The sequence below is a fragment of the Cupriavidus sp. FW305-27 genome (assembly GCF_058787995.1).
The window spans coordinates 64327-85316 of record NZ_JBYTAG010000014.1 but is presented as its reverse complement, the minus strand read 5'-3'; the positions used below and the strand labels follow the sequence as shown (position 1 = coordinate 85316).

31 protein-coding genes are annotated in these 20990 nt (G+C 63.3%); 2 read left to right on the top strand and 29 right to left on the bottom strand.

Annotation, left to right across the window (positions count from 1 at the left end; all coding sequences use genetic code 11):
* Positions 1-34 precede the first annotated feature (34 nt).
* The gene (locus AC3WRI_RS09480) at positions 35-379 is read left to right on the top strand and encodes a hypothetical protein (protein WP_492293259.1); all 345 of its coding nucleotides are present in this window, start codon (positions 35-37) and stop codon (positions 377-379) included.
* Here the strand turns inward: AC3WRI_RS09480 and AC3WRI_RS09475 are convergent.
* From AC3WRI_RS09475 to AC3WRI_RS09405, 15 genes are all read right to left on the bottom strand, one after another.
* Positions 351-1997 (bottom strand): hypothetical protein, encoded by a 1647-nt coding sequence (locus AC3WRI_RS09475; RefSeq protein ID WP_492293258.1) that lies wholly within the window; start codon positions 1995-1997, stop codon positions 351-353. The genes AC3WRI_RS09480 and AC3WRI_RS09475 overlap by 29 nt on opposite strands.
* 7 nt (positions 1998-2004) lie before the next feature.
* Complete coding sequence (locus AC3WRI_RS09470) at positions 2005-2397, bottom strand: GtrA family protein (RefSeq protein WP_492293256.1); 393 nt, start codon at positions 2395-2397, stop codon at positions 2005-2007.
* Entirely contained in the window at positions 2378-3052 is a 675-nt protein-coding gene (locus tag AC3WRI_RS09465; protein ID WP_492293254.1) for a class I SAM-dependent methyltransferase, read from the bottom strand. The genes AC3WRI_RS09470 and AC3WRI_RS09465 overlap by 20 nt, the downstream gene beginning before the upstream one ends.
* On the bottom strand, positions 3045-4016 hold the full coding sequence (locus AC3WRI_RS09460; RefSeq protein ID WP_492293253.1) for a glycosyltransferase family 2 protein: 972 nt from the start codon (positions 4014-4016) through the stop codon (positions 3045-3047). The genes AC3WRI_RS09465 and AC3WRI_RS09460 overlap by 8 nt, the downstream gene beginning before the upstream one ends.
* 234 nt (positions 4017-4250) lie before the next feature.
* Positions 4251-4760, bottom strand: coding sequence for a DUF2514 family protein (locus AC3WRI_RS09455; protein ID WP_492293251.1), 510 nt, complete (start codon positions 4758-4760; stop codon positions 4251-4253).
* Complete coding sequence (locus AC3WRI_RS09450) at positions 4757-5020, bottom strand: hypothetical protein (protein ID WP_492293249.1); 264 nt, start codon at positions 5018-5020, stop codon at positions 4757-4759. Before AC3WRI_RS09450 ends, AC3WRI_RS09455 begins: the two co-directional genes overlap by 4 nt.
* A 3-nt stretch (positions 5021-5023) precedes the next feature.
* Entirely contained in the window at positions 5024-5326 is a 303-nt protein-coding gene (locus AC3WRI_RS09445) for a hypothetical protein (RefSeq protein WP_492293248.1), read from the bottom strand.
* Positions 5327-5328: 2 nt separating this feature from the next.
* Entirely contained in the window at positions 5329-5835 is a 507-nt protein-coding gene (locus tag AC3WRI_RS09440; RefSeq protein WP_492293246.1) for a glycoside hydrolase family 24 protein, read from the bottom strand.
* Between the two features lie 85 nt (positions 5836-5920).
* Positions 5921-6607 (bottom strand): class I SAM-dependent methyltransferase, encoded by a 687-nt coding sequence (locus tag AC3WRI_RS09435; protein WP_492293244.1) that lies wholly within the window; start codon positions 6605-6607, stop codon positions 5921-5923.
* Between the two features lie 62 nt (positions 6608-6669).
* Positions 6670-7071, bottom strand: coding sequence for a tail fiber assembly protein (locus AC3WRI_RS09430; protein WP_492293242.1), 402 nt, complete (start codon positions 7069-7071; stop codon positions 6670-6672).
* Between the two features lie 2 nt (positions 7072-7073).
* Entirely contained in the window at positions 7074-8102 is a 1029-nt protein-coding gene (locus AC3WRI_RS09425) for a gp53-like domain-containing protein (RefSeq protein ID WP_492293240.1), read from the bottom strand.
* A gap of 9 nt (positions 8103-8111) precedes the next feature.
* Positions 8112-8774, bottom strand: a complete 663-nt coding sequence (locus AC3WRI_RS09420; protein WP_492293238.1) for a DUF2612 domain-containing protein — start codon at positions 8772-8774, stop codon at positions 8112-8114.
* A gap of 1 nt (position 8775) precedes the next feature.
* Entirely contained in the window at positions 8776-9957 is a 1182-nt protein-coding gene (locus tag AC3WRI_RS09415) for a baseplate J/gp47 family protein (RefSeq protein WP_492293236.1), read from the bottom strand.
* Positions 9957-10310, bottom strand: a complete 354-nt coding sequence (locus tag AC3WRI_RS09410) for a contractile injection system sheath initiator (RefSeq protein ID WP_492293234.1) — start codon at positions 10308-10310, stop codon at positions 9957-9959. The genes AC3WRI_RS09415 and AC3WRI_RS09410 overlap by 1 nt, the downstream gene beginning before the upstream one ends.
* Positions 10311-10319: 9 nt before the next feature.
* Positions 10320-11066, bottom strand: coding sequence for a Gp138 family membrane-puncturing spike protein (locus AC3WRI_RS09405; protein WP_492293232.1), 747 nt, complete (start codon positions 11064-11066; stop codon positions 10320-10322).
* Between the two features lie 10 nt (positions 11067-11076).
* Between AC3WRI_RS09405 and AC3WRI_RS09400 the strand changes: the two genes are divergently transcribed.
* Positions 11077-11499 carry a hypothetical protein gene (locus tag AC3WRI_RS09400; RefSeq protein WP_492293230.1) on the top strand — a complete coding sequence of 141 codons (423 nt, stop codon included), beginning with the start codon at positions 11077-11079 and terminating at the stop codon, positions 11497-11499.
* Here AC3WRI_RS09400 and AC3WRI_RS09395 read toward each other — a convergent pair.
* The 14 genes from AC3WRI_RS09395 to AC3WRI_RS09330 are packed head-to-tail and all read right to left on the bottom strand — an operon-like array spanning position 11496 to position 20987.
* On the bottom strand, positions 11496-12464 hold the full coding sequence (locus tag AC3WRI_RS09395) for a phage protein (RefSeq protein ID WP_492293228.1): 969 nt from the start codon (positions 12462-12464) through the stop codon (positions 11496-11498). The genes AC3WRI_RS09400 and AC3WRI_RS09395 overlap by 4 nt on opposite strands.
* Positions 12461-12778, bottom strand: coding sequence for a phage baseplate plug family protein (locus tag AC3WRI_RS09390; protein ID WP_492293226.1), 318 nt, complete (start codon positions 12776-12778; stop codon positions 12461-12463). Before AC3WRI_RS09390 ends, AC3WRI_RS09395 begins: the two co-directional genes overlap by 4 nt.
* On the bottom strand, positions 12778-13341 hold the full coding sequence (locus AC3WRI_RS09385) for a phage baseplate protein (RefSeq protein ID WP_492293224.1): 564 nt from the start codon (positions 13339-13341) through the stop codon (positions 12778-12780). Before AC3WRI_RS09385 ends, AC3WRI_RS09390 begins: the two co-directional genes overlap by 1 nt.
* Positions 13342-13349: 8 nt before the next feature.
* The gene (locus AC3WRI_RS09380) at positions 13350-15098 is read right to left on the bottom strand and encodes a phage tail tip lysozyme (RefSeq protein WP_492293222.1); all 1749 of its coding nucleotides are present in this window, start codon (positions 15096-15098) and stop codon (positions 13350-13352) included.
* Entirely contained in the window at positions 15088-15234 is a 147-nt protein-coding gene (locus tag AC3WRI_RS09375; RefSeq protein ID WP_492293220.1) for a DUF6889 family protein, read from the bottom strand. The genes AC3WRI_RS09380 and AC3WRI_RS09375 overlap by 11 nt, the downstream gene beginning before the upstream one ends.
* A gap of 38 nt (positions 15235-15272) precedes the next feature.
* Positions 15273-15716, bottom strand: coding sequence for a phage tail assembly chaperone (locus tag AC3WRI_RS09370; protein WP_492293218.1), 444 nt, complete (start codon positions 15714-15716; stop codon positions 15273-15275).
* Positions 15717-15718: 2 nt separating this feature from the next.
* The gene (locus AC3WRI_RS09365) at positions 15719-16162 is read right to left on the bottom strand and encodes a tail tube family protein (RefSeq protein WP_492293216.1); all 444 of its coding nucleotides are present in this window, start codon (positions 16160-16162) and stop codon (positions 15719-15721) included.
* 11 nt (positions 16163-16173) lie between these two features.
* On the bottom strand, positions 16174-17649 hold the full coding sequence (locus AC3WRI_RS09360) for a DUF3383 domain-containing protein (RefSeq protein ID WP_492293214.1): 1476 nt from the start codon (positions 17647-17649) through the stop codon (positions 16174-16176).
* Positions 17650-17697: 48 nt separating this feature from the next.
* Positions 17698-18249 (bottom strand): phage neck terminator protein, encoded by a 552-nt coding sequence (locus tag AC3WRI_RS09355; RefSeq protein ID WP_492293212.1) that lies wholly within the window; start codon positions 18247-18249, stop codon positions 17698-17700.
* 3 nt (positions 18250-18252) lie between these two features.
* On the bottom strand, positions 18253-18624 hold the full coding sequence (locus AC3WRI_RS09350; protein ID WP_492293210.1) for a hypothetical protein: 372 nt from the start codon (positions 18622-18624) through the stop codon (positions 18253-18255).
* Between the two features lie 2 nt (positions 18625-18626).
* Positions 18627-19106 carry a phage virion morphogenesis protein gene (locus tag AC3WRI_RS09345; protein ID WP_492293209.1) on the bottom strand — a complete coding sequence of 160 codons (480 nt, stop codon included), beginning with the start codon at positions 19104-19106 and terminating at the stop codon, positions 18627-18629.
* 24 nt (positions 19107-19130) lie between these two features.
* Positions 19131-19514 carry a DUF4054 domain-containing protein gene (locus AC3WRI_RS09340; RefSeq protein WP_492293207.1) on the bottom strand — a complete coding sequence of 128 codons (384 nt, stop codon included), beginning with the start codon at positions 19512-19514 and terminating at the stop codon, positions 19131-19133.
* Between the two features lie 39 nt (positions 19515-19553).
* Complete coding sequence (locus AC3WRI_RS09335) at positions 19554-19937, bottom strand: STY1053 family phage-associated protein (RefSeq protein WP_492293205.1); 384 nt, start codon at positions 19935-19937, stop codon at positions 19554-19556.
* Between the two features lie 12 nt (positions 19938-19949).
* Positions 19950-20987: a DUF2184 domain-containing protein gene (locus AC3WRI_RS09330; protein WP_492293203.1), complete on the bottom strand. Its 1038-nt coding sequence runs from the start codon at positions 20985-20987 to the stop codon at positions 19950-19952.
* Positions 20988-20990: the final 3 nt, after the last annotated feature.

Here is a 20990-nt window from a genome sequence, read left to right as displayed (position 1 = left end):
GCCAAGCCACTGCCCCTTTTCCGTACAGGCAGCCATGGAAGCGTCGGACTACTCCATCCCCGAGAACTGGGATCGCAACTACATCCTGGACGAAGCAGGCAACCCTGTCCGCGTCTTCGACTTCGGTGTGAAGGTCGACTGGCAGGTAACGATCGGCAAGCAGTACGAACTGTACGACAGGCTTCCTGACTACGGCGTCGAGGTCTGGACGTACTTCTCCGGCTGGGCCAGCCTGCGGGACGACAAGCCGCCTATGTTCTGCACCACGATCAGCGGCAGCATGTCCAAGACGTTCTACTCCCTGACTTGGGAGGAGGCAGAGGACAAGCACCGTCGAGTGCTAGCAAAGATCAGGCTGACGCTGCCACGACGGGATTAGACCCTCTGGGCCGATCGAATACTGGCTGGGCGCCCTGGCAGCCGAATTCCTGTCCCTTGGCCAGCCGCCCCGATTCCAGGACACGACCATCCTTAGGGTCAATCCGATAGTACAAAGGCGAAACACGTGAAGGCCGGCTCTCTACTACGGCTCCCGGTGGAGCTGAACATACGCTCTGGATCACAGCCTCGCCATCCCAGACGGTGCCCCACGCACCTTGCCGCGCGGGCAAGAACCAGACATCGGCGGCCGGCACAAGGCTCGGATCGACCAGAGCTACCGCACCACCGAGTTCCCAGTAGGCACCGAACACCTCGCCGTTTGGATCTCCCTCGATCTGCACAACGACAGAGACGTCCTTCGCCGACTCGCGCAAGTAGGCTCGATCGACAATGGATACGATGCTGTCCAGCACCCTCTTCGACTGTTCTTTGGCGGTGGTCCACGCGCTCACCCGCGCAACAAATCCCGAAAATAGGAGGACCAGGACAATGCCGATAAGGAGAGGAACCGCATAGGCGATTCGTGAAACTCTGGTCTTGTGGCTGAGCAGGTCTGCCGACGCCGCAGCCAGGATGCCGATCAGGACTGCAAAGTAGAACCCCGGAGCGGCCATGGTCCTCGACATCACACCCGTGCCGGATAGCCCGTAGCCAGCCGCGCCATGGATTACGGCCGTGAAGATAACGCCCAGTCCGAGGGCTGCCACCACCAGCGCCAACCTCACAACAGACACCGCCTTGATCACCAGGAGGAGCACGACAAGCGCCAGCAGCGTCAGGTAGAAGATCTTGGCGGGCACTGGAGCGATCGCCGGGGACACGAAGTCATCGAACCGGGTTACGTTGTTCAGGATGAGCGAGAAATTGATCGAGATCGCCTTGGAGTGCCCTGGCACCATCAAGGGCACAAGGGCCCTCTGATAGATCACCGCCAAACCGAGCGGCACTATGTACCAAAGCGCTGCGCGGATGGTTGAGGCAACCTGAGAGACGCGGAGGCCCTTTGAAATGAGCAGCAGAGGGACAAACGTGAACCAGTACGCCTCATAGGAGAGGAACCCGCACAAAACCAGAACTGAGCCCACGCATTTTCTTCCGGCGCTCTCACCCTCCTCGATGATCAGATAGCCCACCCCGAACAAGATGAAGCCCCAAAGCGTGAGAACTCCAGTCGACCAGGCGAAGACAGCGAGCATCCACGGCGAGAAGAACAGCACCGCGGCACCACAGACACCACCGAGCTGAGAGGCCCGCGCGCCATACCCCATTCGACCAGCCGTGTAAGCGATGAGCCTGTATGAGACGGCCGCGCTCGCCAGCACGGTGCCGGACGAAATGACCTGCCAGTACGTTGGAGACCCGTTAGCCAGCAGATTTAGCGCCCAGGCAATGAGCGCGTAGACCGGCCTGGCATACCAATTAACCTTCAGGTACTCAACAAGAGTCGCTGGGAGGTAAATTGTGTTGGATAGGTAGATCCAGTCGTCCGAGTAGAAACCGAGCTTCGATGTTCTCCACCATGAGGTGATGGCGAAGATAAATCCCAGCAGAACAAAGGCACCCGCCTTTGCCCTATAGCCAGATGCGCCCCAGACTTCCCCTGCAGTGTTATTCATTTTTTGATCACGACCGACGAACAAAGACTATCCAGCGTGACAAGGGATACATCAATCCCACATACGTGCCAGAAGCAAGCATCTGAGATAGATATTTCCCAACATCCAACTGATTCACACACACGTACAGCACCAGCAGGTTCACGCAGTAGCTCACAGCGAAGGCGGCGATATATCTCCACCCCTGCGCAAACAAATCGCCATCACTGTAGAAAATGAAACGGCGAGCCAAGAAGAACCCCGCACATAGTCCCGCCAAGTAGCCGAATACATTCGAGCTGAACGGCCCAACGCCACAGGCCATCAGTCCGAAGATGACGGCAAATCCAATAAGCGTGTTTACGACGCCGCCCCCGAGGTATTTGACGAGGGTGGCGAATTCACTTTTCCAGTCGAACATAGTACTGGGCGCCCAGGGGAAGCCAACTCAGGTGTCGTTCAATGAAGCGAAGTGCTCGCAGCTGGCGTGGAAAGAAAAGCGTGTAGCCCTCTTCAACCACTTGCATTCCCGCAGCACGCGATAACAGCTTCATCTCCTTTTTTCGGATCATCTCCGCGTCCACATCAAACGGGCAACGCTCAAAGACCCATCGTGTCGCGGGATTAATCGGATTGTGCTCGAAGACAATCACCTCACCGCCCTCCGCCATTACGCCCTTGCATTTCAGAAGCTCCGTGAGCAGAACCGACGGCGGAATATGATGGAACACATTCGCGGCAAATATCAGATCAAAGCGCATATCTGCCAGCGATCCCCAATCGGAATACAGTGCGGCACCTGGCTGCCTCACCTTGGCTACGCGCAGCGACTCGGAAGATAGATCAAATCCAGCAAGGGCGGCGCCCGGGAAGTATTTGGCCAGGTACGGCAGACTGCGGCCGGCGCCACATCCGAAATCGAGAATGCGCGAGACCTTCTTGCCAGCAGTCAGTTGGGCGGCCAGAGCGATTTTGTACTCGGCAAAGTAGGCATCCTCGTCCATCCCCAGAGGGATCGATTCGGACAGGACCTCATCGTATTTCTTGGCGAACTTGTCGAACTCTTGATCAGCCATGCCCAGCAGCCCTCTCTCCAGTTTTCTCTGCAACGACAAACTGGGGCTTTCGATTCAGCTTCAGGTAGGACCGGCCGAGATACTCGCCAATCATGCCGATGCACATCGTCTGCACGCCACCGATGAGCAGAAGGACCGAAATGATCGACGCCCAACCGACCGCGATGTCTGGATGCCGGATCTTTAGGACGACGACGACAGCGATCATGGCCAGGCTCAGGACGGCCAGCCCCATGCCGAGCAGAGACGCCAGCCGCAGGGGGAGAATCGAGAAGCTCGTCGCCATTTTGAGCCAGAGCGAAACCGAGCGCCGGAGGTTGTAGTTGCCCCGTCCTTCGTGCCTCTCCTGGTGCTCGATGTCGACGCTGGTGATGGAACGCGTCACGTCGAGAATGAGGCCGTCCACATAGGCATATGGACCGTCATACTTGACGATCTCGTCGACGACCTCTCGCCGCATCGCCTTGAATGACGACAGATAGAGCCCGCGAGGCTTCTCCAGCAGGACCGTTGCCACCTTGTCGTTGAAGTTGCTTCCCAGCTTCTTCCATGCCTCATGCCGGCGATTCAGATAGCGTGTATAGCAAACGTCGAAACCCGATTTCAGCGCATCCAGCATGTCGCCGATTGCCTCGGGAGGATGCTGCAAATCATCGTCCATGACGACGACAAACTTCCCCGAGACGTTATTCAGGCCGGCCATCGTGGCATTGTGCTGACCGAAGTTTCGCCGGAGGTTTATGCCCTTCACAAATCTGTGCTTTTGCGCGAGGTCCTTAATCGCCACCCAGCTTTGATCCGGACTACAGTCGTTCACCAGTATCAACTCAAAGCTATCGGATAAACCAAGGCTCTGGGCCGCGACGCTGACCGCTTCCACCAGCTTGGGTAGAATCCTCTCGCTACGGTAGACGGGCACGACAATCGAAAGCTCCACGGCCGAACTTGGCGAGGATGGCGTCATATACTCTGGCTCTTGAAAATAGTTGTTCTTCCCGGAGTTGCCGCCTTGATGCTTTCGGAGGCGTCTGGAGGCGGCAGGCAGGCGCCATTCTATACTCCGTGCGACCCCGGCTTCAGATTCGGCTGGGCCATGCCTCCACCGTCTTCCTGTGCTTGGCGGCACATTCCCCGAGCACCCCAGCACCTCCCGCATCACCCACTGCTGCCAGGCGGCAGAATTTCCATTGCGCGCGGTCTACTCTCGCGGCGTGATCAGGGATTCGTAACTCCGCTCGCAGGCTTGCCCTGCGACCCGGGCGGCGTCGGCGTATTCAGCCAGAATTCCCGCGCGGCGGTCAGCCCTTTCGAGCACGTCGGCAAGCATTCCGAGGGGATCGCCGGCTGCTGCGCTTCCGCCGGCAACGGGGGGATTCTGGCCGGCTCTGGCTGCGGCAAGTAGCTCGTTGACACGCTTCCGCAGGCCGTCAGCAGCAGCGCCAGCATCCCGAGCATCAGCTCGAGCGGTGTCTGCATCCTTCTTCGCAGCATTGGCAATCTCCGTCTGTGCCGCGGTGCGGCGTTGTTCCTCAAGGCGTGCGTTGTCGGCAGCCTTAATCTGCATCCGGGCGGCATCCAGCGCAGCCGCAGTTGCCTTGGCCTGATAGGCCGCCTTGTCGTGGCTGTACTGCTGCCACCGGCCGCCGCCGTACACAAGCGCAAGCGCCACGATCGCCGCCAGCCATACACGCGGATCGAGCAGTGTCATGCCATCCCTCGCTTCACCAGGTGACGCAGCTCGAGGCGCCAGATGCCCCACAGCACGCCGAGGGCGACAGCGAGGCTCAGGCCGATCTCGGGCTCGCTGTGGCAGGCCCAGGGGCTGACCATGTTGCCGAGCGCGGCGAAGTTGACCAGCAACAGCACGATGGCGCCGCCAATCCGGTTGGGTACTTTCTGCGTAAGCACGGCCCAGATCGAGCCGCCCCAGATGATGGCGTTCGCCACTAGGTTGATCGTCATCAGCATGGGTCAGCTCCCCAGGGTTTTCCTGCGCAGCGCGGCGAAGATCTCTGGGATCTGCTGCATCCCGTTGTTCACGATGGCCAGGCCGAACACCGCCGCCGCGGCAACTGCGAGCATGTGCGTGTAGCTGCCGGCCACCAGGCCGAACCGCTCCACCGCAAAGCCGCCGACAAGGCAGCCGATACCCAGACTCCCGATGAACGAGAGCAGGCGCTGCCACCAATTCCCCGGAATGAACCTCAAGGCGATCGCCGAGCCCAGCGCAGCTGCGCCGCCAACTTTCGCTACCACCACGACTTCATCGCTCATTGTCAGACCCCGTTATCAACCCCGCCGTGCAGCAGGTACTGTGCCCTGAGGGCTTCGAATTTGTGTTCGCGCTGGCCGTAGCCAGCACCTGGCAGGCTGGCCCATTCCTTCCGGCACTTCGTGATTGCATCGGCCAGCCGGCCGGCTTGGATGTCGGGAAGCGCGCCGCGGCGGGTGATCAGGTAGACGGCGACCTTGTCCTGTGCGGCGGGGCTGAAGTCCGTCGCGCCACACGCACGACTGGCCCAGTCCCACGTGTCCGTATTGATTCGCCCGGGGATGGCCGCCATGATCTGGTACCGACCTGCGGCGTCGCTCCAGCCCCACCTGGTCATGACTGGAATGCGCGGGTGCTTGTCGTAGCTCTGGAACAGCGTGCGGCCGACGTTGACGTTGTAGCCGTTGTCGCTGCCAGGCACTCTCGATGTGCCCTCGCTGTAGGCAAGCATATCCAGGAACGCGGCCATATTCTGGCTGCCGGGTAGCACTGCTGCGTCGGTGAATGGCATAGCGCCCTTCCAGAAATGAAAAAACCCGCACGAGCGGGCAAATGAAAAGCCGCCCGTAGGCGGCTTGGATCGATTTGTGTGCTGCTTAGCGGCTTTGCAATGGCCGGCGAGCCATCATGTTCAACGAGAAATATTCGCCGAAAGTTGCATTTGCCACGGACGCGTCAATTGTTCCCGGCACGAAATGCGGTTCGTGCGGATATTCCTCGCACTTCTCGAAACCGCACTGTTCCAGCAGGTATCGCAGCCAGTTCGCGTTGAAACCCGTCTTGTGGAAGTCATACGGCGTTGACTGCCCGCCGTAGATCAGGCCAATCCACGGTGTGTTTCCTGGCTTCTGGAAGTGTTCCCAGTTATTACTGTAGATCTTCACTATGCGATCTAGGTCAGGCACCGAAATACGCAGGATCCCGCCTGGCTGCAACACTTCAAACCACCGCTTCAGCAGTGGCGCAACTTCGTCATGCGCGAAATGCTCCAGCACGTGACAGGCATAGATTTCCTGCGCACTCTGGTCTGGGAAGCGCTTCAGCGTGCGAATATCATCAATGGCATCCGCTGCGATCGTCTCCAGCGCGTCGACGTTGCAAAAACCGGCCAGCTTGATATTCCCGCACCCAAGATGCAACCTGTACGGCGCTGAGAACTCATGGAACCGATCCTGAAACTTCGGCTGACCCGCGTCTTCGGTAATAAGGCGCAGACGCTTTAGTGTGCCACGTATCGCGTTCCGCTGCTCTACAGTGGTGATGCGTTTGACGAATACCCTCATGATTCCCCTCTTTTCCTTGATTTTCTGGGAAAACGAGTATAGCAAAGCCCCCCTCGGTGTGATCAAGCAGGCTGATCAGGCCACGCCACCGGTGTAACGGCCAGATCCAGCCTACTGAGGGCGATGCGATACCTCTTCCAGGCCAGCAGTTGCACTTCCTCCGCTGCCGTCGCCTCGCCAATGTCGACCGCATCCTGTAACGGCGCGATTCGAATGGTTGCAAGCTGAAGAAGTACGTCGCGAGCATTCTGCAGCTCATCGAACGTCGGAGGTAGTTTCTCCCGGGACACGGGAATTCCATTCTCGTCAGGGACGATCCGCAAGCCATCCCGGCTTTGCGCGATCTGCAATGCCTCGTATTGCTCGCCAGTGACATCCACTAGGTCTGCAGGCAGATCGGGATATTCATCCAGCGAGTCTGCAGGGTAAAAGCCGTTTGTTGTGGCTGAGAATTTCCAGTCCATTTTCACCATCCAATCACGATTGCAGAAATTTGCGACGCTCCGGCGCTGCCGTTGTTAAACAACGTCGCGCCGGTCAGGGTGGGAGAACCGATGCCTCCGGCCGCAGCCCCACTGATACCACCTGAGTTGTTGAAGCAGGCTACGCCGCCGAGATATGCATTAGGGAATGCGAGCGGGTATGTCCAACTCGATCCACCACCCGCCGGCACAGCAGCAACAGATCCCCACTGGATGATCAGCGTCCGCTTGTTGCCACCCGCGATAACCGGAATCTTGACGCACCCATTTCCGGTCAGCGAGGCGAAGAATTCATTGAGATTTACCGCGTGACCACCAAGCGTAGGCGCAGCCACCGAGAACACCTGAGATACGAGACCAGCTAGAGCCGCGTAACGCGCGTCGCCAGCCCCAAGGCTCAGCGCGTGGTTGCTCTGCGTTGGCGCACCAACTTGTAGCGGCGCGCCATAGCAGTGCAGCAGCACCGCAATCGGATTTCCGCTGTTGATTCCAGGAATCGTCGCCTTGACGAGCGTCGCCACGCAGTTGGCGCGCAGCTCACCGCCCTGCAGCGCTGAGAGATTCAGCCCGTAGATCGGAATAGCCGTCAGCCCGTCAGGCGAATAAGTGGAGGCGCCAGTGTTCGCGTTCGCGATCTTCACGCGCTGCACGACCCCGTCGACCCACGTCCCAGCCACCAGCGAGGGCGCGTTCGTCGCCGTGTAGGCATTCGCTGCGCCGGTGTCGTTCAACGTGATGAGCGTCTTGTTGGCCGCCCGGATGCCCGCCAGCAGGTTCGCCACCAGTGCGCCGGCCGTGCCGTCATCGACCGCGTCCTGACCAGACTGGTCCGAGATGAACTGGCCGAGCACAGCCGCCATGATGCTGGACTGGCGCCACGCCTTGTTGAGCTGGGCCGACTGCGCGACGCCAGACGTGAAGCCGCTCAGTCGCTGCGCCAGCGCGGCCCACGCAGCTTGAGTCACGACGTTGGCGCCAGCGCCGCCGCCGAACACGAGAAAATCATTCGACATGGAAGTTCCTTACAGGGATGTTCCCCAGGCTCCGACATCGAAGCCTGCGATGAGACTGTTCAGGACGTCGAAGCCAAATATGGGCTCGCCGTCCACAGACGTGACGATGGTGTAGTTGACCCGCACCCCTTCCGGCTTCAACGGGATGTATCCACCAGCAAGCAAGGCCAGGAAGACGGCTGGCGGGATGCCCCCGGCAATGCCGATGGTCATCGACATGTCCTGGTTGTCCTGGATGAAGACGAACGTGCCGCCGCCGAAGATCGAATCGAGGATGGCCTTCGACGATTCGAGCGTGCCGTCCCAGTGGTTCGCACCGATCTTGGCCCGGATCACCAGGCGGTAGGTGTCATCGTCTAGCAACGTCAGGCCGGTGTCGGGGTCGAACGGCCCCTTCCAGCTACCTTGATCGAAGCCAAGGCCGGCCGTGTCGAAAGAGAAGTAGACGCCGGTCAGCGGCGTCGCCACGCGGCGTGAGATGCCCACCCATCGTCCGACATCGTCGAGCTGCACACCCACCGCTTGGTCCAGATCGAACTTATTGGGCATGCTGCCCAGCAGGTTCATCAGGTCAACCATCGGCTGGGCCAGCGCCGCGACAACGCCCATGAACTTGGGCCGCTGGTTGTGCTCGGACGTGACCAGCCCGGTGTAGTCGATCAGCTCTGCCATATCAGGTCACGTTGAGGGTGATGCTGGCCGGCGTGCAGGACGCCGCCTGGTTGAAGGCCAAGGCCACGTCAGGCGATCCGGCGCCGCCCGGGCCACTCAGGGTCAAGCCGGTCAGCTTGAACGTGACGCCGCCGCCCACGCTGTTCGCCGAGGTGATAGCGTCCGCCCATTCCACGCTCCCGGACAGGCCGCCACCGATGGCCACGCCGTTGACGTAGTCGGAAATCGCCTGCTTGATCGCGTCGCCGGTCTGGGTGGTGTAGCCGGCCAGCGCCTTCACGTTCACCGCGGCCGTGATCGCCGCGTTGGACGGCCGGAAGAACCGGATGGTGATGGGCCGGCCATAGACGTCCGTGACCACGATTGCTGTGGTTCCGTACGTGCCAGCACCCGGCGTCTTCTTCGCCGCGATGGCGCTGGCGATCGCAGTCGCGTCACCGCCCTCCACCACCATCGAGATCGAGTGCGCAGGGATGCCGTTCGCGTCAGTGGCGTCTGTGTCGTTCTCGTAGGCGACGTAGCGCGTAACGCCCGCGATGCTCGCCACGGCGCCGATGATGCCGTCCAGCACCGTCAGCGACGGCAAAGCGGTCGAGATCGTCTGCCGCTGGCGCAGCGCGGCGTCGGACTCCACCGGCGCGCCCACCGCCGCGGCTGCAGGGTTCGTGACCGTCTGCCAGCCGAGCGTCGGCGTGCCGATCTGGGTGATCGTACCGGCTGGCGCCGCGACCGCCCCGATGGTCAGGCAAGTCGCCGTCACCGTGATCTGGCCGGCGGGCGGGATCGTCACCGTCGCCGGTAGCGCCCACTTCAAGCTGTTGGCGTCCTTTGCGATGCCGTTGGTGATGGTCGTGCCGGCCTGGCCGACCAGCAGTAGGTCGGCGGTCGAGTACGACGACACTTTGCGCCCGATGCCGTTGATCTTGACGTTGCTCGACAGGGCCGCGCGCTGCGCCGTGGCCGGGCTGAACGAGTTATAGATCGTGATGGCCGTAGCGTTGGCGTCATTGATCGCCGATGCGAAGACTGCCAGCAACTGACCGTCCTGGCTGTCGGCCTCCAGATACACGTCCGGCCCGTAGATGGCCCGGTACTGCGCCTTCAGGAATTCCAGGATCTCGGCATAGGTCGGCGCCGTGATGCCGGCAGCGTCGATGGTCGGTGCGGTCGTGGTGATGGCCATTAGAGCGTCGCCTGCACAGTGGTGGTGCCGTAGATGGTGTTGATCGTTGCCGTCACGCTGAGCGCCCGGTTCTCGGTATCGAGGGTGCTGGTGTAGGAAGCCAGCGACAGCACGCCCTGCGTGCCCAGGATGCGCTGCCGGATGGCAGCGTCATAGGTCCCGCTGGTGTACTTGCCCAGCACCTCGGTCGCCCACGGCGTGCCCTCGGTCTTGTCGAGGAACCATTCGCCGCGCAGCAGACGCAGGCGGGTCATCACGGCCTGGCCAACGGCGTCCGGGCTGTCCTTGTAGAAGTCGGCCTGCTGCCCGCCGAAGACGTAGTCGCCGTCAGCGTCGAGTTTTCGGTACCGCATGGGTGATCCTCAGTTGACCGTGCCGCTGTTGCCGCTTCCCGGCTGCACGCCGTTGTGGGTGTGGGTCTCGTCCACGCGCTTGCCATTCGCCGTGATCTGGCCGATCACATTCAGGATGCCGTTGAAAACGGCCGCCGCACCGCTGGCCGCACTGCCGACCATCCCGCCGACAAAAGTGAGCAGCCCGGTGATCGTCACGCCTGCCGAGAATGTCGACAGCGGCGCGACGACGTCGAAGCCTCCGGGCGCCACGATCCTCACCTTTTGGGTCGTCGGGTTCAGCTCGATGTACGTGGCACCGTTATCGGCCCGGAGTTGGGTCGCTGCCATGCTGACGCCGGCCAGCGCTCGCGGCTTGGACCGGAAACCCAGCAGCACGAACCCGTCCGACAGGTCGTGCATGCGCAGCTCGGCCTGTTCCTGGACGCCTCCCGACTGCCACCAGCCGTCGATGCACCGGCTGGCGAAGATCACCAGGCACTCGTCGCCTGGAGCAACCGGGAACGTCAGACTACAATTCCCGCCAGATGGGAACTGCACCGGGCAGTCGACAAGCAGCGGCAGGGCCACGCTCTCGATGGTGCCGTCGAGCCGGCGCACCGGGATCTTGATGGCCGGCTGCACCTGGCAGGTCATCGCCGCCGCGCTGAACGACTGGATGACACCCGGAAGCGCTGTCCAGATGCCCGCGCGCAGCCCGTCGAACGCCTCCCGAAGCGCTACCTCGGGATCGTCAACCCGTTCTCGTCTATCCATGGTGTTTGCTATGAAGAAGCTGGTACTAATCGCGACGCTGGCCGCGACTGCCACCGCGGCTCAAGCACAGGAAGCATTCGTGTATCCGCGCGGTCAGGTCACGGCTGAAACCATCCCGCGCGACGGCATGCTGTATTCGCTGAGCCTCACGGCAAAATGCGCACTGCCGATCGCCAATGCAGCGAACATGCGCCGCGCCGAGATCTTCAACCGGGCAAAGCCGGATGTCGGCTGCTGGGGCAAGACACTCCAGCCGGGCGGCGCCGAGGCGGTCATCATCGGTCCATACGGCAACGTCGAGACAGCGAGCCTACTGAACTTCCAACGGGTCAAGGTCCTTCCATCTGGGGATGGCAAGGTCTTGGGGCCGGCCCTGTCCATGGACGACTACATGACGAACGTCAGGAAATACCACCAGTCATTGCAACGCTAACCGTACTTCTTGATCACAAAGTCCGGGGGTACCGCTGCCTTGCTCTGGAAGCTATCCGGAAGCACTGTCACGTCCGCCGCCAGGCAGATCACATCCGTGTAGAAGTCGTTCCCCCGCGTGTCGCCGTAGTGCTCGGCAATCATCACGTAGTAAAAGCCATCGTCCTGCAGCTTTGCCTGCTCCTCGATCCGCTCGTTCTGGGCCTGCTGTCCGGTGTTCAGGCTGTACTCGTAGCGCTGCACGCTGGCGTTGTCGACCTTGATGAGCCGCCCAATCTTGACACTCGGGTTCAGCAGCATCTTGATCGTGATGCCGTTCTGCGTCTGCTCGGGCAGGCCGACCATGCCGGTCTCGGCCGTGACGACCGGGATGTCTCCCGGCATGTAGGACGTCTCCGGCACCATGACCGCCTTACTGTCCTGGATGCTCCAGACCGTCTGGCACGTCCTGGCCGTCCAGCGCATGAAGTCCCGGGCCATGCCGAACATCACCTTGCCGCGCGGCAGCGGGTTCTCTGGCAGCTTCGGCAGGTATCCCTGTGTCACCCCATATGGGTTCATCGCCGTGCAGGCCGCCGCCACGTGATCTGCCGGCGTCGATCCGGACGCCAGAGTGGTGTTGACCACGGCGAAGTTGTACGCCGAGTCGCCGTCGGCGGCGGTGATGTCCAGGTATGTGTCCGTCTGATTCTCACGCCCGCGGCGCACCTGCTTGATCGTGCCGTCGAAAATGATCCCGAAGTTGCCAGGGTAGCCGGCCTGCAGCACCAGGCGCGTGAACTCCTTCTGCGCCCGGCGCGCGGTGTCCGCCGACACGTTGTAGACCCGGACCCGGGCCGAGTTCGGCGTCTGCAGGTCGCCCCGCCGGACGTCGAACCGAAACCGCAGCTCTGACAGGTCCAGGGCGTCGCCGCTGTCCTGCCCGATGATCAGGGAGACCTTGCGGCCAAATTGCGGCGTGCTCATGCGTCCGTCACCCAGTAGAGATGCGAGCCGATGCCCAGGTCTTCATACGTTGGAACGTCGTCCGGATTGTCTGCCCCCTGCACCCACAGCCGGCCGGCGAAGCCCAGGTGCCGGTACTGCGCCAGCAGGTCCGTGCCGGTGACCAGCGGGATGCCGGTCACCAGCGGCGCGTTATTGGCATCGGCGATGTCCAGCACCCAACCGACGCCGCCAGCCTTCCGGTACTGGACCGTCAGACGATAGTCGACGCCGCCCAGCGTGATCGTGAAGCGCTGCGGCAGCGGCGACAGCGGGATCTCGAAGAAGTTGGGCATCACATGCTCGTCGGTGGTACTGACCCGCCCGGCGCCGGGGTGGCCGGCGTCGCGGCCTTGACGCCGGTGTTCTGGGTCTCAGCGGTGGCGGCTGGGTCGACCTGGTTCTCCCGCGGCGGCAGCGTCGTCACCTGCGTCTCAACAATGCGCAGTTGCTTCAGCGTGGCCGTCACCGATAGCGCGGCGCCGGTCTTCTGGTCCTTCAGCACGGCCAGGCCCTTGAAGAGCATGCTGTCGTACATCCGCAGCGACGTGACCACGTCGAACGGCTCGCGCAGCTCCTGCAGAGCCAGCAGCTGGGAATACACCGTGCTGATGTAATCAGCCGACGGCAGGCCACCGCCTGAGAAAATGGCCTGAGCCAGGCCCGCCAGCGCGCCAATGTCGGAATTGCTCCATCCGCACTTGATCACAACCTCCGGCTGGCGCTTGAAGGCGTGGTCGTTGATCTCCGCGCCCTTCTCCACCGGGTGCTCGGTAATCTGCAGCTCGTCCTGGTGGGCTTCCTCGATCAGTACAGGGATGGTGATGCTGCCGATGCTCTTCGGCACCAGGGTGATCATGTCCAGAATCACGACACCGCTCCTTGCATGTTGCGCACCAGGTCACCGTTCAGGCGTTCCTGTTCGTTTGCGGTCGCCCGCCCCGCCGCAACGGGATCCGACACCCCATGGATATGGATGTTGGTTTCCTGCTTCAGGTCGACAGCGGAGGTGCCGCGGCGTGCCGCTTCCATATCGGCCCGGGCCGGCCGCTCGTAGTACCGAGACACGATTTCGCCAGCCTGCTGGGCGTTCTGCGCCGCGCGCAACAGCTGGCCGGCCCGCCGCTCGGCGCCCTGCGTCAGCTCATAGTTCACGAACTGCAGCTGCTCCATCAGCGACGAATCGCGGATGTCCTTGCCGGCCCACTGGGCGAAGTTGGCCTGGCGATCCGGATGCCACTGCGCCACGCCGTACGCCCGCCCGCTGTCGCCAACGGCGCGCGGGTTCAGCTCGCTCTCATGCCGCAGGTTGGCGACGATGCCGGCCGCCTGGTCGTGCGTCCATCCCATGCGCTGGAAGAAGCCGACCGCATCGATAGCCGCGCGCCGGCCACCGGCTGGCTGCTGCCGCCCGCCAGGCTGGCCGGGCGCCTGCTGACCACCAGACTGCTGCCCGGCCGCCGCGCGCCGGCGTTCCAGTTCGGCATCCTCGCCCTCGTTCAGCTTGCCGCTGTGCAGCAGCAGCGCTGCGGCTCCGCCGGCCTTCGCCAGCCACGGCAGGAACCTGGATAACCAGCCCGCCGCTGCGCCTGCGCCAGCAGCCCCTGCCGCGCCACCGGCACCGGCGGCACCACCGGCAGCGGCAGCAGCCGCGTTGGCGGCGCCCAGGGCGCGCACTGCCGCGACCATCTTCCAGATACCGCCGATGATCTGGAACCCGCCCAGCACCTTGAACACGCCGACCAGCAGCAGGAGCTGCGTCGACCAGCCGTCAGTGGCCTTGTCCAGCTCGATGAACTTGTCCAAAACCCACTGCAGTGGCGGCCCCATGGCGGCGGCCGCAGCCAGGACCGCGCTGGCGATGCTCGCCACCCGGTCAGCGATGGCTGGCGAGTTCTCTTCGAACCACCGCTTGAAGCGGTCCAGCTGCGGGCCGATCTTCCGCAACAGCGCCCCCTCCAGGCGGATCGCGAAGTTCTCGAAGGTGGTGCCCAGATCGCGCAGGGCGATCATGAACTCATGCGCGTCCTCGGCAGCTTTGTCCAGCCCGTTGTTCCGGGACATGGACCGGTACTGCTGCATGAACTTGGCGAAGTCGCCATTGCGCATGGCCAGCAGCAGGTTCTCGTCGATGCCGAGCATCTGGCCGTACTGACTCGCCAGCCACGTCGGCTTCTGCGCCAGCTCCTTGCCGAGGTCGGCCAGGATATCGACTGTGTCGCGCAGCTCGCCGTTGGCGTTACGCGTCTGCACGCCGATGGTGGCCAGGTAGCCCTCGCCGGCCGGGTTGTTGCGCAGGAAGCGGGCCAGATTCTCGACCGTGCCGAACGCGGCCTCCGACGAGACGCCCAGGTTGCGCGCGGCGTATTCCAGCGCCTTCAGGCTGGTTGCCGCGGCGCCGGTGCGCTGGGAGATGAAGTACAGCCGTTCCAGCTTCGAGGCAAAGGCCGAGACGCCAGCTCCGATCGAAAGCGCGGCGCCCTGGATGGTGCTGACCAGCCGCACCACGCCCTTCGTGGCCTGGTCCACGCCGGTCGTGAAGTTCTTCAGGCCCTTCTCGTCGACCTTGAAGCCCAGCGCGACCAGGAATTCGCGGATGACGGTGCTATCGGCCATTCTTCTCTTCCAGCATGCGGCGGGCAGCCGCCAGGTTGTCGCCCCGGACGGCGATCGCGTCGTTCATCAAGGCGATGTCTTCCAGCCCGAGCGATCCGTCCAGCAGAGATTCGTACTTGCACCAGCCCTCGGCCACCGGCGCCAGCAGCCAGTCCTCGCCCCCCGGCAGGTACCTCAGCCAGCTGGTGTCTCCGCCGGCCCGCTCTGCTGGCTGGTAAGCAGGCCTTGAATAAAAGGCCCGAGGTTGGCGGTGATCACCTGTACGACCAGCGGCAGCGTCACGGAGAGGTCCATGTCTTCAAACATGGTTTCCTTCCCCGACCAGACCCTGGCCCAGCCAGTTGGCTGCTTGCGCTGGACAACCCCGAGGCAGGTTCCGAACACATACTCGGCGTCCTCGTCCTTCAGCGCGGCCAGGCCGTCGGCCAGCGGCTGCAGCGCTGCGGCCAGGCCTTCCAGATCCTCGTTCAGCGGCTTGCCGCTCGCGCGCACGCGCAGGAACACCGGGATCAGCGTGGGGACGATGGGCGCGATGCGGCGCGAGACGTGGAACTGCTGCATCGCGTTCAGCCGGCCCAGCGAGTAGCGGTTGCCCGCCAGATCGATTTCGTGAGCCATGGTCAGTAGGTCCCCAGCATTTCTTCGATCCGGCCGGCATCGAACACCCACTCGACCGTGCCGCCTTCGGTGGCGTAGGTCAGATCCGGCACCTTCTTGAAGGCGCACTGGATGCCCGTGGCGATGTCACCGGCCACCGATTGGCCAACGGTGATGATGTTCTTGCCCCACAGCCGGCTGTCGATCTTCTGGGCGTTGTAGAGCGCCATCAGCCGCGAGTTGATCGGCGCCGTCTTCAGGTAGCGCAAGGTGATCTGGCCCGAGCCATCGGCGCGCAGGCTGTGCATCACATTGCCATCCGAGCCGACGGTCATGGTGTTCTTGTCGTTGGCCGCAGCAATGGTGATGCCTTCCTCGGCCGTGGCCTCGCCGTAGCCCAGCGAGAATGCGCCGCCGGGCCCCACCAGCGACGCTTGCACATCGATGAACGAATACGTTCCAGACATGGTTTCCCCTATCAGCGGTTGACGTTGACCAGGATGTCAACGGAATGGATCGCGCCGGCTTCCTTGGCCGCCACCTGGAAGGACACCGACTTGCGGGCCTCGCGATCGCCCTGCGACTGCAGCGCGATCGGCGGCACGTAGACGTAGTAGCCCTTGGCCAGCGTGTCGCCCTGCTTCAGCGCGCCGAAACCGCCCGAGTTCCAGACGCCCGGGGCAAGATAGCCATTGGTCACGCCGGCCTGGCAGGCTCCCTCGATCGCCGTGGCAATGAGCGCATTGCCACCGTCGGTCTGCGGAATCTTAGTTGGGCTCTGGTAGAGCAGATTCCATGCGTCGGTCTGGATACGGTTCCGCAGCCAGATCGAGTTGTAGACCGAGTCGATGAAGATGCCGCTCGGCGTGACGCCGTATTGCACGATCGCCGTGTCGTTGTCGTACTCGACAAACACGTTGCAGCGCTTGCTCTCCAGCGTGTCGGCCTGGCTGCTGGACAGGGTCTCCGGCACGATGCCGGGCTCCTGCTTGTACATCAGCGTGATGGTGCTGTTGTTAGCGTTGAAGTCCGTCGTCAGCAGCCGGCCGAACACGGACGCCGCGGCGTACGGACTGCTGCTCGAGTACTGCACGAACGAGTACTTCAGGCCCAGCGCCTTGAACGTCGACGCCAGATCCGCCGTGCTGGTCGAGTCCAGCGCCTGCGGCTCTTGCGTGGTCGTGCCATAGATATGTCGCTGATCCGCCTCGATCAGGCTGGCCACCGCCGTGTGCTGCGCGTTGGTCACCCCACTGTCCGCGAACATCAGGCCAAGGAACTTGTTGGCGAAGCGGTCCAGGAACAGCGCCACCGCAGCGTCCGGCGCTTCGGCCACGATGCCATCGACAGGCGCCGAGGCCAGGCCGCTGGTCAGGCCCAGCATGGCCGAGATGTCGGTACCAGAGCCGGTCGGCGTGGCATAGCTCACCTTCGACGTGGCGCCGGTGGTGGGCGACGTGATCACGAACTGCGTTCCGTTCCACGCGCAGGTGGCGCCGGCAAGCGCCGTGGTGATGATGGTGGCCACGCCGTTCAGGTTGGTCACGCCAGAGAAGTCCAGCGCGGACAGCGTCTTCACCGTTGCGTCGATGGTCACCTTGAACGAGCCGGCGGTGACCGCCTTCCACACGGTGATGTCCTTCTGCGCGGCGGACAGCGCGGCACCGCGCAGCGAGCCAGACGTTGCCGTCTTTGCCCAGCGGCCGAGGTACAGCTGCGATGGCTGGGGCGTCTGCTGGAAGTACAGCAGCGCGGCCAGGTACTCGGGCGCCGTGGTGCCGAAGTCAGCGGCGACCGCGTCGATAGTGCCGTACGAGCGCATCCGCTCGCCGGTATCGATCACCGCCGAGGCGCCAAGGATCAGCGCCGTATTGAGGTTGGCGCCCTGGGCCGCCAGCGGCGACATATTGATGGTGACGTTGATCAGCCGCGAAACCGGCAATCCGTTGGACATGGTCATCCTCTACTGGTCGATGTTGGTGGTGCTCGCCATCGGCGGTACCTAGTCGGTTTCCGTGCTCACCTGAGCGGACAGAAGGTTGAGGACCGCATAGGTCCGGGTGATCTTGCGGCGCAGCAGCACGGTCAGGTCGTAGCGCCGCACCCACTGCTGGCTGACGAAGTCCGGCGCCGCGCGGATCTCGCCGGCGGACACGAAGGCCATGTCATTGATGCCGAGCTGCTCTCGGTTCTGCGGGATGGCCAGGCCGTCGGCCAGGCGCTGGGCGTAGCCCTTGGCCGCCGGGCCATAGAACGTGCACAGCAACTCGATGTCCTGGTGCCGCTGGTATTCATCGTGGCCGTCGCCCGCCGGGTCGTGCTGTATCGCCGGGCCGGCGTCGTTCGTCTGGACGGTGATGCCCAGCGCGCACCAGTTCACGGACGGTTCCGGCTGCTTGGGCACGGTCGGCTGCCAACGCGGGCGCACCAAGTTGCCGGGCAGGCCGGAGACGCCCGCCACCAGCTCCTGCAGCAGGTTGTCGAGCGCTTCGTCCTCGGCCGGCGGCGTCGCTACGGCTGGCGCCAGGTAGCCACCGGTCGAGCTGTTGTTCATGGGTTACCCCGAGAGAGATTTCAGGTCACAGGTGGCGCAGACGAAGCCGCGCCCGAAGTGGCTGTAGTCGTTGACGTTGACCACGGTGTAGGTCCGCCCCTGCCAGACGATCTCGTCCGCATCCTGGCCGGTGCTGCCGTCTGACAGCCGGAATGGCGTATGCAGCGTGATCGAGCCGATGATTCGGCTGCCGTCGGCGTTGCGGTGCAGGATGTCGCCCTTGTCGCTGGTCACTACCGCGGCGAACGGGCTTCCTGTCACGGTGTTGGTCGCTCGGCCGTTGTCGTCGACGGTCTGCGCCATCCGGTTGCACACCAGGCCGGTGTCCATGAAATCCGGATCGAGCAGAACGTCGGTGACGTCGAGTAGCGCCATGCCTATTTCCTCTTTCGGATCACATAGGTGATCGCGTTGCGCAGTTGGCCGGTGTCAATCAGCGGCACCGTGCCTGTCCGGCCGCGCCGGCGGCGGTTGGCCAGCGTGGAATCCTTCAGCTCTGGGCTGATGCCGCTGTTGATGCGCGCGCGCACAGAGTTCTGAGCGGTCAGACCAGCCGCGCCCATGCGGCGCTCGGCATTGCCAAGATCGCCGTCCAGTGCCGCTTCCGCGGCCTGCTGCAGCTTCGACGACACCTTCCCCTGCGCCTCGGCAACGCCGGGCACCAGGAAGGGTCGCGGGGGAATGTTATTGACCGGCGAGCCGGTCTCCTGGATGTAGCCGATGGCAGCATTGCCGATTGGCTCGTCGTCCTTGCGCTCGGGCGCGCTGTCGGGGATGCCGACCAGCACTTCCTTCTGCACCAGACCGTTGATCGACTGCAGGACTTCCTTCAGCCGGTCCACCTTCATGACGCCCATGGGAAGCTCCCGATGGGCGCTGCGCTACAGCTGGATGCCGCCGGCGCCCATCATCTTGGCGAGGGTCAGGTACCGCACGCCATACGACGTAAGGTTCCAGAACCCGCCATCGTCGATGGTCGCCGCGCCGGTGTCGTAGCTGGCGCTGACCTTGTCGACGGCCTTGGAAGAGAGCGGGCCGGTCATCTGGCCCGGGATGCCACCGACGCTGGCTGCCTGCTCGTCGCGCGCGCCCAGCACCAGGTGGTGGGCGGTGCAGAGCTCGATGCCCTGGTCGGTCAGGACGCCCCAGCGGCACTCGTTGACCAGCGACGCCGACACCGTCAGCCAGAAGCTGACCGAGGCGTCGGAATACTTCGCTGTGTCGGCGAACTCGGGAAAATCCTGTCGGAACTGGCTCGGTGTCATAGGCGGATGGGTGATGCCCCTTGCGAGGCATCATACCCCTCATTTCGGCGACTTCGCCGCCTTGGCCGCGTCTGCAGCTGCCTTGTCGGCGGCCTGCTCGCGCTCAGCCACTGCAGCCTCGCGCTTAGCCAGGTCGGCTTCGCGCTGGTCGGCGGCCTGCTCGCGCGAGGCGAGTGCCTTTTCGCGGTCGGCCAGCATGTCAGCCGCTTCCAGCAGCGCCTTTGCCTTGGCGTCCAGTTCGGCCAACCGTTCGGCAGCCTCGGCTTCCGCGTCGCTGCCAGCCGCCGGTTCCTCGCCGGTATGCGCCTTCACGAACCAGTGGGCAGCGATCGCGGCCGGAACGTCGTGGTTGCCCACTGCGAACTCGTGCTTCTCGCCATCGTGCTGCAGCGTAAAGGCCTTCTTGATGTAGATCTTTGGCATGTCGCTCTCCCGTCAGATGCCGTCGCGGTACCCGATCAGCTCGGGGTACACGACTTCGACCACGCCCAGGCGGCCAAAGTAGGTGGTGAGCTGGCGGATGTCGCGGTACTCCAGCGGCGTGCGCTGCAGCGGCACCAGCGGGAAGCGGACTTTGTCCTGTTCCTTGGTGTACGCAATCATGCGGTCGGCGCTCGCAGTACCCCGCTGGAACAGCCATTTGAGCGGCTGGATGTTCAGCGGGCGGCCGTTGATCGAGTTCGAGATCGTGTTCTGCTTCACGTACTCGAGCACGCTGATGTTGCCGGCGTCGCTGACCTTGCGGCTGACCAGGATCCCGAACTTGACCGGCGGCAGGCGCAGCTCCGACGGGCAGTACGCGAAGGCGGAGGCGGTCCAGACGCTCGTGAGCAGCTCATTGATGTCCGCGACGATCTGGTCAGCCGTTGCGGTGTTCCAGTTCCCCGTGAGGGCGTTCGACAGGTTGGTCACGGCGGCATTGTTCACCAGGCCGGTGACACCCAGCACGCTGTCGCCGATATACACCTGCTCGTCGACGTCCATGTTGTGCTTCAGCTGCATGCCGGTGAACTTCTGCTGATCCACCGGGCGACCCAGCTTCTGGGCGCTTTCCAGCTCGGGGATCGTCCAGCCGATCTGCATGCCCCACAGGGTCAGCGGATTGGCGGTCTTGCCGATGTCCAGCGCGATGCCAGCGATCGCCGAGGCGTCCTTGCCGATCCACGACTTGCCGTTCGGCGAAGCGCCGCCAGCTGCGGCAAAGCTGGAGTTGGTGAACGACGAAGTCTCGTCAGCGATCGAGACGTCCTCGCGCAGGTCGATGTCGCGCGACCAGGTCACCGAGGCCAACGGGCCGTGCAGCGTCTGGTCCAGGCGTTCCAGCTCGCCGACCAGGAACGCACCGGTGCTGTCGACCGTGCGGCTGTCGAAGGTCAGCATGTTGTCGCGCGTGCGGGCGCGGATGATCGCCGGGGCATTGACCATGGCGATCGCAGCCGCCGCAGCCATACGCGGAAGGATGATTTTGCTCATTCT

Excerpts from the sequence above, each read along its gene's own strand:
- AC3WRI_RS09480 (WP_492293259.1), top strand. The coding sequence starts at position 35 with ATGGAAGCGTCGGACTACTCCATCCCCGAGAACTGGGATCGCAACTAC.
- AC3WRI_RS09475 (WP_492293258.1), bottom strand. The coding sequence starts at position 1,997 with ATGAATAACACTGCAGGGGAAGTCTGGGGCGCATCTGGCTATAGGGCA.
- AC3WRI_RS09470 (WP_492293256.1), bottom strand. The coding sequence starts at position 2,397 with ATGTTCGACTGGAAAAGTGAATTCGCCACCCTCGTCAAATACCTCGGG.
- AC3WRI_RS09465 (WP_492293254.1), bottom strand. The coding sequence starts at position 3,052 with ATGGCTGATCAAGAGTTCGACAAGTTCGCCAAGAAATACGATGAGGTC.
- AC3WRI_RS09460 (WP_492293253.1), bottom strand. The coding sequence starts at position 4,016 with ATGACGCCATCCTCGCCAAGTTCGGCCGTGGAGCTTTCGATTGTCGTG.
- AC3WRI_RS09455 (WP_492293251.1), bottom strand. The coding sequence starts at position 4,760 with ATGACACTGCTCGATCCGCGTGTATGGCTGGCGGCGATCGTGGCGCTT.
- AC3WRI_RS09450 (WP_492293249.1), bottom strand. The coding sequence starts at position 5,020 with ATGCTGATGACGATCAACCTAGTGGCGAACGCCATCATCTGGGGCGGC.
- AC3WRI_RS09445 (WP_492293248.1), bottom strand. The coding sequence starts at position 5,326 with ATGAGCGATGAAGTCGTGGTGGTAGCGAAAGTTGGCGGCGCAGCTGCG.
- AC3WRI_RS09440 (WP_492293246.1), bottom strand. The coding sequence starts at position 5,835 with ATGCCATTCACCGACGCAGCAGTGCTACCCGGCAGCCAGAATATGGCC.
- AC3WRI_RS09435 (WP_492293244.1), bottom strand. The coding sequence starts at position 6,607 with ATGAGGGTATTCGTCAAACGCATCACCACTGTAGAGCAGCGGAACGCG.
- AC3WRI_RS09430 (WP_492293242.1), bottom strand. The coding sequence starts at position 7,071 with ATGGACTGGAAATTCTCAGCCACAACAAACGGCTTTTACCCTGCAGAC.
- AC3WRI_RS09425 (WP_492293240.1), bottom strand. The coding sequence starts at position 8,102 with ATGTCGAATGATTTTCTCGTGTTCGGCGGCGGCGCTGGCGCCAACGTC.
- AC3WRI_RS09420 (WP_492293238.1), bottom strand. The coding sequence starts at position 8,774 with ATGGCAGAGCTGATCGACTACACCGGGCTGGTCACGTCCGAGCACAAC.
- AC3WRI_RS09415 (WP_492293236.1), bottom strand. The coding sequence starts at position 9,957 with ATGGCCATCACCACGACCGCACCGACCATCGACGCTGCCGGCATCACG.
- AC3WRI_RS09410 (WP_492293234.1), bottom strand. The coding sequence starts at position 10,310 with ATGCGGTACCGAAAACTCGACGCTGACGGCGACTACGTCTTCGGCGGG.
- AC3WRI_RS09405 (WP_492293232.1), bottom strand. The coding sequence starts at position 11,066 with ATGGATAGACGAGAACGGGTTGACGATCCCGAGGTAGCGCTTCGGGAG.
- AC3WRI_RS09400 (WP_492293230.1), top strand. The coding sequence starts at position 11,077 with ATGAAGAAGCTGGTACTAATCGCGACGCTGGCCGCGACTGCCACCGCG.
- AC3WRI_RS09395 (WP_492293228.1), bottom strand. The coding sequence starts at position 12,464 with ATGAGCACGCCGCAATTTGGCCGCAAGGTCTCCCTGATCATCGGGCAG.
- AC3WRI_RS09390 (WP_492293226.1), bottom strand. The coding sequence starts at position 12,778 with ATGCCCAACTTCTTCGAGATCCCGCTGTCGCCGCTGCCGCAGCGCTTC.
- AC3WRI_RS09385 (WP_492293224.1), bottom strand. The coding sequence starts at position 13,341 with ATGATCACCCTGGTGCCGAAGAGCATCGGCAGCATCACCATCCCTGTA.
- AC3WRI_RS09380 (WP_492293222.1), bottom strand. The coding sequence starts at position 15,098 with ATGGCCGATAGCACCGTCATCCGCGAATTCCTGGTCGCGCTGGGCTTC.
- AC3WRI_RS09370 (WP_492293218.1), bottom strand. The coding sequence starts at position 15,716 with ATGGCTCACGAAATCGATCTGGCGGGCAACCGCTACTCGCTGGGCCGG.
- AC3WRI_RS09365 (WP_492293216.1), bottom strand. The coding sequence starts at position 16,162 with ATGTCTGGAACGTATTCGTTCATCGATGTGCAAGCGTCGCTGGTGGGG.
- AC3WRI_RS09360 (WP_492293214.1), bottom strand. The coding sequence starts at position 17,649 with ATGTCCAACGGATTGCCGGTTTCGCGGCTGATCAACGTCACCATCAAT.
- AC3WRI_RS09355 (WP_492293212.1), bottom strand. The coding sequence starts at position 18,249 with ATGAACAACAGCTCGACCGGTGGCTACCTGGCGCCAGCCGTAGCGACG.
- AC3WRI_RS09350 (WP_492293210.1), bottom strand. The coding sequence starts at position 18,624 with ATGGCGCTACTCGACGTCACCGACGTTCTGCTCGATCCGGATTTCATG.
- AC3WRI_RS09345 (WP_492293209.1), bottom strand. The coding sequence starts at position 19,106 with ATGGGCGTCATGAAGGTGGACCGGCTGAAGGAAGTCCTGCAGTCGATC.
- AC3WRI_RS09340 (WP_492293207.1), bottom strand. The coding sequence starts at position 19,514 with ATGACACCGAGCCAGTTCCGACAGGATTTTCCCGAGTTCGCCGACACA.
- AC3WRI_RS09335 (WP_492293205.1), bottom strand. The coding sequence starts at position 19,937 with ATGCCAAAGATCTACATCAAGAAGGCCTTTACGCTGCAGCACGATGGC.
- AC3WRI_RS09330 (WP_492293203.1), bottom strand. The coding sequence starts at position 20,987 with ATGAGCAAAATCATCCTTCCGCGTATGGCTGCGGCGGCTGCGATCGCC.